Origin of the sequence: Paenibacillus sp. IHBB 3054 (assembly GCF_051594305.1) — a bacterium.
In the GTDB taxonomy this organism is placed as follows: domain Bacteria; phylum Bacillota; class Bacilli; order Paenibacillales; family Paenibacillaceae; genus Paenibacillus_AQ.
Window position 1 is genome coordinate 74,635 of sequence record NZ_JBOFBG010000004.1, and the last position, 11,965, is coordinate 86,599.

Below are 11,965 nucleotides of genomic sequence, written 5' to 3' on the forward strand. Positions count from 1 at the left end.
TCCCTCCTTTTCCTTATCTCAAGTTTATAAGTTCAATCTATATAGTGGTTCTTTCACGAGACAATAAATGCATATTATATTACATTTAATGGATGGTAGTTTAACGATACACTAAGTTGTAAGCGCTATCAAATACGTCAATGGAGGTGTTTGTTTCTGTGTATGCCCGAATCATCACCCTAATGAACAATCTGCGGCTCAGGACGAAGCTGTTCTTGTCTTTTGGCTGTGTCGCCCTAATTCCGGTGTTGATTGTTGGGGTATTTCTGACGAGTGAACTGCGGAATATGGCGATGGACAATGCTCTGGAGCAAATTACTGCCAATGTGGACCGGGTGAAAAAACGGACCGGCGAATTGCTGGGTGTCCCGCTCGACATTGCTTACCGGCTGTCCAATGACAGCCGACTGGAGGAAGCTGCCAACCACCGCTACGAGTCGGTCTATGATGTTGTGAAGGCTTATTGGGACTATCCTGACTTTCGTGATTTTATCCGCCTGTACAAAGAGATCTCCAGCATCCGCCTGTATATCAATAACCCCACGATTCTTGACAACTGGGAGTTTCTGCAGGCGGATGAAACGGTCACACAAGAGCAGTGGTATCAAACCGCTATCGCCAAAAAAGGCCTGGTCTGCTGGAATTATATCCGTGACAACCGCAACGGCCAGTATTATCTCAGTCTGATCCGCAAAGTAGATTTTCTGAAGCAGCGTACCGCCGGAGTTTTAGTTGTAAATGTGAATACAGACGAACTTAATGCCATCCTCAATCAGGAGACTTTTGAAACCATAATAGTAGATGAGAACGACAATATAGTAGCCTCCAACCGTGCAGATACGCTGGGCAAATCGCTGGATGATATTAACTTCAGCCCTGTATCTGCCGCCACCGCCGGACAAGGTCCCTATGATATAACGATTGATGGCAACCCTTTCAAAATGCTGATTGATGATTGGCATCCAGGGGGAAGCCTGAACAGTCTGCGCATCATCTCCATCTTTTCCGTTGAAAGTATCGTGAGCGAACCCAACCGGATTATCTCACTGGCTTCCTCTGTCATTATTTCTGCATTACTGATGGCTATTCTGCTTATCTATTATTTCTCCCGGCTGCTCACCGGACGGATGCTGCACTTAAGCAAGCATATATCCAAGGTCGCTTCCGGTAATCTGGGTGCTACGCTGGTAATTGACGGTAAAGATGAAATCGGCCAGCTGGCGAGACAGTTCAATCATATGGTGCGGAATATTAACGACCTCATGAGCGAGGTACAGGAATCCAACCGGCAAAAAAATGCAATCGAGCTGAAGCAGAATGAGATTAAATTCAAAATGATGGCCAGCCAGATCAACCCCCATTTTCTGTTCAATGCTCTGGAATCAATCCGTATGAAAGCACTAGTCAGGGGCCAGTCTGATATATCCCAGGTCGTGCGGCTGCTCGGTAAAATGATGCGCAAAAACCTGGAGGTCGGCAATGGGATGATCAGTCTGCACAGTGAGCTGGAGACCGTAAACTGCTACCTGGTCATTCAGAAATTCCGCTATGATGATAGGCTCGCTTATGAGCTTCAGGTGGACCCCAAGGCTCACAGTATTCAGATTCCGCCGCTGATCATTCAGCCCCTGGTGGAGAATTGTGTGATCCACGGGCTGGAGAACCGGATTGACGGCGGTATGGTCCGGGTGGATATCCGCATAGAAGACAAACAGCTCAAGGTGCAGGTATCCGACAATGGCATAGGTATTTCCAAAGAACGGATGCAAGAAATCCGGCAGATGCTGGAGAACAAGGATGACTATGAAACCAATAATATCGGGATGCGCAATATTCATTTGCGGCTTCAGTTAACCTACGGCCCGGAATGCGGACTTACCCTGTCCAGTCAAACCGGATTCGGAACGCAGATCAGTTTTTCCATCCCCCTGAGGAGTGATTCTTATGTATAGTGTGTTGATTGTGGATGATGAGCTGGCAATCCGTGAGGGACTTACTGCTCTGCTGGACTGGGAGAGCTGTGGATATCAGATTATAGATACAGCGGCGAACGCCATAGAAGCCAAGTATAAATATGAACTCTATAGTCCTGATCTAATGATTGTAGATATCCGGATGCCCGGCAGAGATGGTCTGGAGCTCATTAAAGAGCTGCGGGAAAACGATCCGGAGTTGCACATCATTATCCTCAGCGGTTATGCCGATTTCGACTATGCTAAGCGTGCGCTGGCTTTTGGCATTGATAACTATTTACTTAAGCCGGTAGATGAATTGGAATTGCAGTTATATCTGGCAAAACTGTCCGCAGAGCTGGATGCGCGGAGCGCCCATCGCAAGAATCATGCCGCCGCAAAGGTGTGGAGCCGCGAAATGCTGGTTCAATCCCTGCTGATGGAGAACAGCCCGCAGATGCTGCCTTCAATGGAGGCATCCATCCATGAAGCAGGACTGCTATGGGATTCCTATCAGGTAGTCCTGATCCGGCTGCTGCTCCAGGACAATGCGGACAACGGGCCTTCAACGGCCGTTAAAGCCAGACTTGCAGCAAGCTTTGATGAACAGGCGTGGGGGATTGTCTTCTCGCTGGACTCCTATTTGGGGGTTCTGCTGCAGCCCTCTTATCAGAAGGAGCTTGTACGCAAATTAATGGTCCAGAATATACTGCAAGCCGTAACTGCCCATGGGCTTGAATGCATCATCACCGCGGGTGATATGGTGGATACCCTGGAGGAGCTTCACGTCTCCCACCAAACCGCACTGGTACGGATGAAGGAGCATTTTTTCTACGACGAGTCAGGTATGATTGGACCGGATTCCCTGAAGCTGAAGAAAGTACTCAAGGTCAGATCAGAGGAAGTGGAATGCAGGCTTGATGCTGTGGTGGAGCGCCTGTATTTCGCCATGGAAATCGGCAGCTTCGATGTACTCCCTTCCTTAATCCAGGAAACCGGTGAACTGATGATCGCCGCCAGTTACTCCGAGATGGCTGTGAAATCACACTATGTACGAATGGTCACGCATTTGATCAACAAACTCTCGCTCCAATACAGTGAGCTGGCTTTGCAGCACAACCGGATGGATGAGCAAATCCAGCAAATCTATAAACATACCTCCCTGCCCCAGCTGTATCGCTACATCACTACTATGCTGGAGCAGCATGCAGGCGGAATTACCCGAGACGATATGGACGTCTTAATGAAGCGAATGCTAGACCTTATTCACCGCCATTACAATGAGAACCTGAAACTCGAAACGCTGGCGGATGTGTTTACTTACAGCAGCGCGTACCTGGGCAAGCTTTTCAAAAACAGTACAGGCCTTTCCTTCAATAGCTATCTGGACAAGGTCCGCATTGAGAAAGCCAAGGAGCTGCTGGATCAGGGCTGGAAAATCCATCAGGCCGCAAGCGAAGTCGGCTTCAGCGATGTGGATTATTTTCGGGAAAAGTTCAAAAAAGTTGAAGGTATCTCTCCTTCCGTCTACCGCAGAAGAAACTCTATGTGAGCGTACAATTTCAGAAAGCGCTTACGAAAAGGGCTGATTTCCCCCTGTTTTTTATAGAAAATGTTCGGGTGTTTCCCTGATTTCCTGTAGCTTATGATAATGCCATATCGAAGGAGGGACATAAATGAAAGCGATTACCACCAAAGTGAAGCCGGAGCCGAAGAAGCCTGCCTCACGCTTTTGGCTAACGTTCCTACAGCAGAAATATCTCTATATGATGGCCATCCCGTTTGTGCTCTGGGCATTTGTATTTAACTATCTTCCGTTATGGGGATGGACTATGGCCTTTCAAAAATATAAACCCGGCAAATCCTTTTTCGAGCAGAAATGGGTCGGGCTACAGTACTTCAGGGAGCTTTTCCAGGATGAGCAATTCTTCAATGCGCTGCGCAATACGCTCGCTATGAGTATCATGGGCCTGCTTGCCGGATTCATCATTCCCATCATATTCGCCATCCTTCTGAATGAGTTGCGGCTGCAGATTCTGAAACGCTTCGTACAGACGGTCTCTTATCTTCCCCACTTCGTATCCTGGGTAGTTGCCGCCGGGATTATCAGCAAGATGCTCTCTACCGACAACGGTGCGGTGAACGATCTGCTGATGGGCCTCCATCTTATCAGTGAACCCATTCAATTTATGGCCAAAGGCCATTTCTTCTGGGGGATTGTCACGGCTTCGGATGTCTGGAAGGAAACAGGCTGGAACACGATTATCTATCTAGCAGCCATTTCGGGCATAGGCCCGGAGCTGTATGAAGCTGCAAGGGTGGATGGTGCGAGCCGGTTGCAGCAGGTGAGAAACATTACACTGCCCGGCATCCGGACTACAATCGTTATACTGCTTATTATTTCAATCGGGCATTTAATCAGTATAGGTTTCGAGAAGCAGTTCCTGCTAGGAAATAATCTGGTGCGCGACTTCTCGCAGACATTGGATCTATATGCACTGAACTATGGGCTGGGCATGGGACGTTTCTCTTTCGGCACTTCTATTAACATCTTCAACTCTGTGGTGAGTGTGATTCTGCTATTTGTCGCCAATGGAATTTTCAAAAAAATAACGAAGGAAAGCATCATATAGGAGGCCCTTATGCTGAACAATAAAATGGCCGCTGCGTCTTGGTCGGACCGCATCTTTGATTTGGTAGTCTATGTTGCGATTACTGTGGTGACTATAGCCACGTTATATCCTTTTCTGAATGTGCTGGCGATTTCCTTCAATGACTCCACAGACAGCATCAAAGGCGGGATTACGGTTTTCCCCCGTGTGTTCACCTTCAAGAACTATGAGACGATCTTTGCCTATTCCGGGTTGATGACCGGACTTAAAATTTCTGTCCTGCGCACCGTCATCGGCACGATCCTCGGGCTAGTCAGTGCCTCCATGCTGGCCTTCACCCTGAGCCGGGTGGACTTTCAGGCCCGCAAATTTGTCTCCACATTTCTGGCGCTTACTATGTACGTCTCGGGCGGACTGATCCCCATCTACATCCTGATCAAAAATCTGCATATGATGGGGACCTTCGGCGTCTATGTCCTCCCCAGTCTCGTAAGTGCATTTAATGTCTTCGTCATCCGTTCCTTCATCGATGGCCTCCCTTACGCCCTGCAGGAATCCGCTAAGCTGGACGGGGCCAACGACTTCACAATTTACTGGCGGGTCATTCTCCCGCTAACCAAACCGGCCTTAGCAACCATCGCCCTGTTCCTGGCTGTCGGCCAGTGGAATTCCTGGTTAGATACCTACCTCTATAACGGTTCCAAGGATGAGTTGACCACCCTGCAGTTTGAGCTGATGAAGGTCATCCAGAGCACGACGACCAATGCGGATAATTTCCGCGGCCGCAATATGACCGAGGTTATGGCGCAAATCTCCCCGGAATCGGTCAAAATGGCGATCACGATCGTCGTCACTGTACCTATTCTGGTCGTCTATCCGTTTCTGCAGCGCTATTTCGTCAAAGGCATGACTTTGGGTTCGGTAAAAAGCTAGTCCGTCTCCGGTATCGGCAGGCTTAGCCTGTGTATACAATACATTTTGTGACCAGAAAAAGGGAGGTTTTCTATTCATGACAAGAAAGACAGCGAAACCGTACGTCGTGTTGATGGTCTTGACCTTGCTCCTCAGTGTGCTGGCAGGCTGCGGCGGCTCGAACAATACCAAGAATACGGCAGAGAATACCGGAGGCACTAAGGCTACAAATGGTGGCAGCGCCACCGCAGAGGCTACGGCGAAAGCCGAAGATTTAAGTCCGCTTACACTCTCCTTCTTCGCGGAGGACCCGAATCCGAACTGGAACAATATGAAAGACGAAGTCAGTAAAGTACTTACTGAGAAAACAGGTGTCACCCTCGATGCGGAATTTGCTGTCGGTGACCCGCAGCAAAAAATCGCATTGATCGCAGCCGGCGGCGAATATCCGGATATTATTTCCGCCAAAGCGGATATCCGCAAGCTTGTCGATGCCGGAGCAGTCATCGATCTGACCGAATTAATTGATAAATATGCTCCCAACATCAAACGTGTGCTCGGCGACAACCTCGCCCGGGCCAAGTATACCAATGAAGACCAGTCCATCTATGCCATTCCGACCTGGGCAGCAGTGGATGAGAAGAAATTCGTGGCCGGGGGCGGGTTCGAACTGCAGCACCGTGTGGTGAAAGAAGCCGGATATCCGGAAATCAGAACGGTTGCCGATTATGAGAATGTGATCAAAGCCTATCTGGAGAAGCATCCGACCGATGAGAACGGCAACAAAAACATTGGGGTTTCCCTAAACGCAGATGACTGGCATATGTACATTTCCGTCACCAACCCTGCGGTTGCCACGACAGGCGGCTCGGATGACGGGGAATATTACGTCGATCAGGAGACACATGAGGCCATCTACCACTTCCGCCGTCCAGAGGAGAAAGAATATTTCCGCTGGCTGAACCATATGAATGACATCGGCCTGCTCGATAAGGAAAGCTTCGTCCAGAAGTATGACCAATACAAAGCTAAAGTAGCTACCGGACGGGTGCTCGGCCTGATTGACCAGGATTGGGACTACAACGACGCCCAGCAGGCACTCAAGACGGCAGGCAAATTCGATCAGACCTATGGCCATTATCCGGTAACGCTGACGAAAGAATATAAGGAAACCAGCTTCTGGCCTACCGGCTTTATGGGTGGTTACGGCATCTCGATCTCCAGCACGAATCCAGATCCGGTCCGTACGATTAAGTTCCTGGATTACCTCGCTTCCGACGAAGGGCAAATCCTGAACAACTGGGGAATTGAAGGCAAGCATTATGTAGTGGAAAACGGCAAACGCGTCATTCCTGCAGAAGTTCAGGACCGGATTAACAACGACAATACGGCGTTCACTAAAGAATCCGGACTTGGCTTCTACTGGAATATGATGGTACACTACGGTGATGGCGCCAAGGACTCAACCGGGAACTATTACACTAGAAATTTCCCGGAACAGCTTGTATTGGGATACAGCGATATTGAAAAAGAAACCTTGGCCGCTTACAAGGCTACCACCTGGAAGGATTTGTTCCCGAAAGAAGAAGAATTCACGGAAAAAGCTTATGGAGCGGCATGGAATATCGCGATTCCGGGCGAAGATGAAGTCTCCATTCTGGGTAACAAAATGAGGGATATTACGTGGAAACGCATTCCCCAGGCCATCCTGGCGAAACCGGCCGAATTCGATAAAATCTGGGATGCCTACATGGCTGAACTGGATAAAGCCGGCGTTGAGAAAATGGAAAAAGGCTATACCAAATACGTTCAGGACCGTGTAGCCTTATGGAGCAGTAAATAAGGGTATTATGTGTAGATAACGACAGGGGTGTCCCAAGCAGTCATTTATGGCTGAGGGTCACCCCTATTCGATTAAAGCAGGTGAATGGGTTCCTCACTTCGTTTACATCCACCAATATAAATATTATAATATAAATCGTGTGCATCAAAGTGTGTTTTAGTATGAGATTAAGGAGATATTTATGGAAACGAAATGGCGTAAGTTCATCTCTGCAGGAACCATTCTATACACCATTTTAATTTTGTATTTTATATTCTTTGCTTTTAACAGATTAGAGAATGCAACGGGCCAATCTGGATACACATTTATACTTGTTCCAGAAACCATTCCGCTTCGTTTTCCAAAACTGACTTTTTCATGGGTATATGATTTTGGCAATATTGCTGCCTTTATCCCTTTCGGCATACTTTTCCCCCTGTTGTATCGTGTCAGATTCAGGAAGTTCATTTCTTTGTTTGTCTTGGCGATTCTCGTTCTGGAAACGTTGCAGGCTTTAACTTATCTCGGCAGCTTTGATGTAGATGATGTAATATCCAATACATTAGGTGGCGCGATAGGATTTTTCGCATACAAGGTTGGATTTTCTCCGAAAATCACTTATAAAAAGCTCATGGTTGCAGCTTTGTCAGTTGTTCTATTTTTTATAGGGATAATTATGATCTCTGAAACTGTCAATTATGCTTTAGTGAAACAAGAAGCCCCTATCCGAGCTCTACATGAACTGAAGGAAGTTACAGGTAATATTCCTATGACCGGGAACCTTCCAACTTTCACTGTAGCAGGCAAGAGAATTGAACCTGAATTTAACTTGTATAGCAGTGATGGCGACAAAGATAAAAAGTACACCTATATCCTGGGGAACAAAATGGATGTAAAGTTCTATTCCAATTATGGCATTCAGGACAATGGAGATTCTAAGGGTGCGGTCACTGTAATGGCAGATGGGAACATGGTGGCTCAATACAATGATGAATATAGTAAAGAAGCCGAACCTCTGGAGATACCCTTTGATAAAATCAACGAAATTACGATTATAGTTTCCGGCAATGCTAAACTGTGGGATGTTGGAATTACAGAAATGAAGCATTGGTGGGAATGAATGTAGAGAAGGACCACTGAATATGTCAGTGGCCCTTTTTTTATATTTATTGCTTCGATCTGTCCGGACCAAACACAAGATTGGCAGACAGCTTGGCAAGCTCAATCACACGCATGACTCTCTCGCTATGTTCGAGCCTATCCGTAACCTTTTCCATATCCATTTCATTTATCATACGGTCAAAGGCGATGAATTCATCATACATCCGGTGGGGATGATCTTTACGATCTACCCGGATGGGTTGCTCCTTATTGGGAACATAATCAAAGCAATCTATACTGTTAGTCGAGCCTGTCAGGCGGATATATCCTTTATTGCCTTGAATGTTAACCGCACTAGGGGCTGTGCTGTCTTTTGAACCTATGCAGACACATTTGAATTCACCGTAATCAAGCATCAGAATGCCTGAAGTATCAATCCCACGCTCCATGTTCGCAAAGTACTCCACCTTCTCCGGGCTTCCGAAGAGGCCTATCGCCAAATGAATATTATAAATATTGATATCCACCAACGCTCCCCCAGACAGTTCCGGGTTAAAGGCGGGCAGCACCTCTCCTGCTTTGAAGGCATCATAGCGGGATGAATATTGGGAATAGTTGCATTCCACGATTTTGAGCTCACCCAGTTTGGGCAGAAATTCCTTCATGCTTAGATAGTTTTTTAAATATTGATTCGTGATGGCTTCTACCAGTATTAATCCACTATGAAGTGCAATCTCTTTCAACTCCAGAAATTCACCCAAGTTGGATGTGAACGGCTTCTCACAAATGACATGCTTGCCTCTCAGTAAAGCTTCTTTCGCATAGGAATAATGCAGATGATTGGGCAGCCCGATATAGACCGTATCCACTTCATCACTCCCAAGCATCTCAGCATAATTGCAGAAGATCTGAGAGATTCCATATTGGCTTTGCAGAGTCAGCAATTTTTCCTGATGGTCAGGTTTTGAACAGATGGCCTGCAATGAAATAGTAGGAATATCACGAACAAAACTTAATAACTCCATTACTATGTTGCCGGCTCCCACGATTCCTAATTTCATTCTAGCTGCACCCCTCTATCCCATTCTCGATGATCTCCATAACGGCAATCGTTTCTTCATCCTCTATCGTCTTATCTTTGCCCTGCACGATGGCTTGATACATATCGTCATATACCCGGGCATAGTCCCCCTTCTCAGAGACGACTTTTTCTTCATGATATTGGCCTGCATCATCCAGATAAGTCAGGGTACCATAATGCTCCGGCAAATCAATGCCAAAATCAGCATGTCCCTTAGGCAAATAAAATAATTTCAGGTGTTCTTCCTGGCGGTCCTGCGTTTGTTTAACGAATACGCCCTTTTTTCCGTATACAACAAAACTGGGCCGCGCCTTCAAGCGGAAGAAGCTCGATTTAACCGATACCTTGAGTGAGGAATAATAGAAATCCAGATCAAAGTAATCATTCATTCTGCCGCTTCCCAGCAGTTGACGAACATCGTAATGTATATATTCCGGTTCCCCAAAGTAGGCTAAGACCTGATCAATGGTGTGAACCCCATGTCCGTATAAGTAACTGTTATTTTTGGAGTAATGCGTAACTGAATTTGGGGTCTCAGGGCGATAATAATCGTAATGCATCTCCACCTCCAGCAAATCACCCAGTTTACCTGATTCGATAACCTTCTTGGTCGTGAGGAAGTCTGAATCGTAACGTCTATTCTGATAACATTGGAGTACCAGATTTTTCTCTTTGGCGTATTGGAAGATGGACACTGCTGCTTCTTTGGTTGGCATAAAAGGTTTTTCGACAAGCACATTCTTCCCGTGGTCAAGCGCCATTTTGGCATAAGCATAATGCGAATCAATATGTGTACAGATCACGATCAACTGAATCTCTTCATCGTTCATTAACGTTTCAAGTTCATCAGTGTAAAGGACACCAGGCGCTTTCTCCCACTCTCCTTTATCCGGATTACGGGCGTAGATCGTCTTCACCTTCAAATTTTCCCGGTTTAATGAAAAAGGCAGATGATAACGGTTCGTGCTTTTGCCATTCCCGATATACCCGATCGTAAGCATATGAATTCCCCCTCAGGTCTTTTTCATTTATTATAGAAGAACTCAGTCTAACGTAAAGGCTCAGCCGGCAAAACGGTACATTCCACCAATTCCTTGGTTAGATTCCGGTTTTTTTTGAACAAAATGTTTATAGGAGTGAACCTGTTGAAAATATTGACCCAATTATCGGAAATGCATAACTTTACACCAAACGAAAAAAGTATCGCTGCCTATATTCTGATGCATAAAGAAAGCATACTGCATTTAAATATTCAGGAGCTTGCAAAGGCTACCTATACGTCGCATTCAGCGGTCAATCGCTTAACCCATAAACTTGGGCTGTCCGGATTTAAAGAGTTCATCATTAAACTTGCCCGGGAATTCCAGCAATATACCCAGAACATTTCCAGCGTCGACCCTAATTATCCGTTTAGTGATGAGGAATCTCCACTTCAAGTGGCGAAAGAAATTGCTGAATTGATGAAGGAAACGATCGACAAAACCTTTGCCTACATGGATGATAATTTGCTGTCCCAAACAGCCATGATGCTGGACCAAGCCAAAAGGATCTTTATCTATGCCTTGGGCGATTCTCAAATCCGCGCGAAGAGTTTTCAGAATAAAATGATTAAAATCAACAAATATGTAGTGATCGCTACTGAGCTGTACGAATGGGCGTATCATACCGTTAATTTGACGGAAGAGGATTGCGCGATTTTCTTGACTTACCACGGAAAGTCACCGATTTATGTAAGGGCTGCTCAGCACTTCAGACGTGAACAGATCCCTTTTATCACCATCACAGCTACCAGTCAAAGTGAACTGGCAAAACTCAGTACGCTCTGTATTCAAGTGCCAAATGACGAAGTAAAACATGCCAAGATCGGAACCTTTTCCTCGCAAATAGCATTTGAATACGTTCTTAACGTGATATACTCCTGTATCTATAAAATTTCTTATTCAATAAACAGGGAATCCGCAGTCCAATCGCTGAAAAGCACCTACATTAATGAAATGATGAATGACTTATAATGCCACCGTCTTCCATTTCCCTGGATTCGTGTCATCCGGTATCAAATGCTTAATAATGTCATGATAGTGGTTTGCTTTGTCTTCCATATATTTGGCTCTTCGTTTCGCTTCTTCCAGCTGTTCCATTGCAGCAGCTTTATATTTCACAATGATCTGATAACGTTCTTGAATGGTAGAATCCCCTACCAGGCACAGATCTACATAGGTCTTGATGTCTCCTAATGACATCCCGGATTGTTTAAGGTATTTTATACCGGTTAACCAATTTAAGGATTCTTCATCAAAAAGACGGTTGTTGTTCTTATCACGCTGCACATTTGGAACTAATCCCTTATCCGAATAGTAACGGACGGTATGTTCGGTCAGATCCAGCAGCACCGCTACTTCTTTCACTGTATACATTTATAATCTCTCCCCGGGAAAAATAATTTAAATCTTCGAAAACGATTGACTTCGAGTTACTCGAAGGCGTT

The 11,965-nt window shown here is 46.0% G+C and carries 10 protein-coding genes; 7 read left to right on the plus strand and 3 right to left on the minus strand.

Translation table 11 applies throughout. The features are described from left to right. Positions 1 to 158: 158 nt before the first annotated feature. The 6 genes from ACQ76X_RS07095 to ACQ76X_RS07120 all read left to right on the plus strand — a co-directional run bounded on the left by ACQ76X_RS07095 (position 159) and on the right by ACQ76X_RS07120 (position 8,418). Positions 159 to 1,952 (plus strand): cache domain-containing sensor histidine kinase, encoded by a 1,794-nt coding sequence (locus tag ACQ76X_RS07095; protein WP_438492560.1) that lies wholly within the window; start codon positions 159 to 161, stop codon positions 1,950 to 1,952. After that, positions 1,945 to 3,504, plus strand: a complete 1,560-nt coding sequence (locus ACQ76X_RS07100) for a response regulator transcription factor (RefSeq protein ID WP_438492562.1) — start codon at positions 1,945 to 1,947, stop codon at positions 3,502 to 3,504. Before ACQ76X_RS07095 ends, ACQ76X_RS07100 begins: the two co-directional genes overlap by 8 nt. 124 nt (positions 3,505 to 3,628) lie before the next feature. Beyond that, entirely contained in the window at positions 3,629 to 4,585 is a 957-nt protein-coding gene (locus ACQ76X_RS07105; protein ID WP_438492564.1) for an ABC transporter permease, read from the plus strand. A gap of 9 nt (positions 4,586 to 4,594) precedes the next feature. After that, positions 4,595 to 5,497, plus strand: coding sequence for a carbohydrate ABC transporter permease (locus tag ACQ76X_RS07110; RefSeq protein ID WP_438492566.1), 903 nt, complete (start codon positions 4,595 to 4,597; stop codon positions 5,495 to 5,497). Positions 5,498 to 5,573: 76 nt separating this feature from the next. Then, entirely contained in the window at positions 5,574 to 7,319 is a 1,746-nt protein-coding gene (locus tag ACQ76X_RS07115; RefSeq protein ID WP_438492568.1) for an ABC transporter substrate-binding protein, read from the plus strand. A 181-nt stretch (positions 7,320 to 7,500) separates the two neighbouring features. Further along, positions 7,501 to 8,418 (plus strand): VanZ family protein, encoded by a 918-nt coding sequence (locus ACQ76X_RS07120; RefSeq protein ID WP_438492570.1) that lies wholly within the window; start codon positions 7,501 to 7,503, stop codon positions 8,416 to 8,418. 46 nt (positions 8,419 to 8,464) lie between these two features. Here the strand turns inward: ACQ76X_RS07120 and ACQ76X_RS07125 are convergent, their stop codons facing one another. Both ACQ76X_RS07125 and ACQ76X_RS07130 read right to left on the minus strand, forming a co-directional pair. Next, positions 8,465 to 9,460 carry a Gfo/Idh/MocA family protein gene (locus ACQ76X_RS07125; protein ID WP_438492572.1) on the minus strand — a complete coding sequence of 332 codons (996 nt, stop codon included), beginning with the start codon at positions 9,458 to 9,460 and terminating at the stop codon, positions 8,465 to 8,467. Position 9,461: 1 nt separating this feature from the next. After that, on the minus strand, positions 9,462 to 10,481 hold the full coding sequence (locus tag ACQ76X_RS07130) for a Gfo/Idh/MocA family oxidoreductase (RefSeq protein WP_438492574.1): 1,020 nt from the start codon (positions 10,479 to 10,481) through the stop codon (positions 9,462 to 9,464). Between the two features lie 144 nt (positions 10,482 to 10,625). Here ACQ76X_RS07130 and ACQ76X_RS07135 point away from each other — a divergent pair, with 144 nt between their 5' ends. Further along, positions 10,626 to 11,492, plus strand: coding sequence for a MurR/RpiR family transcriptional regulator (locus tag ACQ76X_RS07135; protein ID WP_438492576.1), 867 nt, complete (start codon positions 10,626 to 10,628; stop codon positions 11,490 to 11,492). Here ACQ76X_RS07135 and ACQ76X_RS07140 read toward each other — a convergent pair. Then, positions 11,487 to 11,894, minus strand: a complete 408-nt coding sequence (locus ACQ76X_RS07140; protein WP_076111903.1) for a MerR family transcriptional regulator — start codon at positions 11,892 to 11,894, stop codon at positions 11,487 to 11,489. The genes ACQ76X_RS07135 and ACQ76X_RS07140 overlap by 6 nt on opposite strands. Between the last annotated feature and the right edge of the window lie 71 nt (positions 11,895 to 11,965).